The 848-nt window shown below is 58.8% G+C and carries 2 protein-coding genes; both read right to left on the bottom strand.

Going from position 1 to position 848, the window contains the following annotated elements:
* Positions 1-461: NADH-quinone oxidoreductase subunit NuoB (nuoB, locus tag X744_RS139760; RefSeq protein ID WP_023763233.1), on the bottom strand; the 461-nt coding region annotated here is incomplete at its 3' end.
* Positions 452-817: an NADH-quinone oxidoreductase subunit A gene (locus tag X744_RS139765; RefSeq protein ID WP_010910112.1), complete on the bottom strand. Its 366-nt coding sequence runs from the start codon at positions 815-817 to the stop codon at positions 452-454. The genes nuoB and X744_RS139765, both read right to left, overlap by 10 nt.
* Positions 818-848: the final 31 nt, after the last annotated feature.

Raw genomic sequence — 848 nt, 5'->3', positions numbered from 1 at the left:
CAGCCGCGCACCACCGAATAGGAATAGTGATAGTAGCCGCCGCCATTAGCGCACGAACCCATCGAGATGACGTAGCGCGGCTCCGGCATCTGGTCGTAAACCTTGCGCAGCGCCGGCGCCATCTTGTTGGTCAGCGTGCCGGCCACGATCATGATGTCGGACTGGCGCGGAGACGCGCGCGGCGCGACACCGAACCGCTCCGAATCGTAACGCGGCATCGAGGTGTGGATCATCTCGACCGCGCAGCACGCCAGACCGAAGGTCATGAACATGAGCGAGCCGCTGCGCGCCCAGGTGATCAGCGCCTCGGTCGAGGTGACCAGAAAACCCTTGTCGGCAAGCTCATTGTTGATTTCGAGGAAGAAGGGATCGTCCTCCCCCACCGGCCTGCCGGTGTTGGGATCGATAATACCTTTGGGCTTCGGCGCGACGAGGGTGCCTGAACTGTCGTTCAATCCCATTCCAGCGCTCCTTTTTTCCATTCATAGGCAAAGCCGATGGTCAGCACTGCCAAAAACACCATCATTGACCAGAAACCGAGCATGCCGATCTTCGAGAAGGACACTGCCCAGGGGAAGAGGAAGGCTACTTCCAGGTCGAATATAATGAACAGGATCGACACCAGGTAGAAGCGGATGTCGAATTTCATGCGGGCGTCGTCGAACGAGTTGAAACCGCACTCATACGCGGAAAGTTTTTCAGGATCGGGGTTGCGATACGCCACCAGGAACGGGGCCGCCAGTAGCGCCAGGCCGACGACCAGTGCCACGCCGATAAACAGGACGATGGGCAGGTACGAACTGAGAAGTGCGTTCATGCAGCGGCTTTCCGTTGGCGCCAATCCACTT

The organism is Mesorhizobium sp. LNHC252B00, from assembly GCF_000502955.1.
Lineage (GTDB): Bacteria > Pseudomonadota > Alphaproteobacteria > Rhizobiales > Rhizobiaceae > Mesorhizobium.
This window is presented reverse-complemented; position numbering and strand designations above follow the sequence as displayed.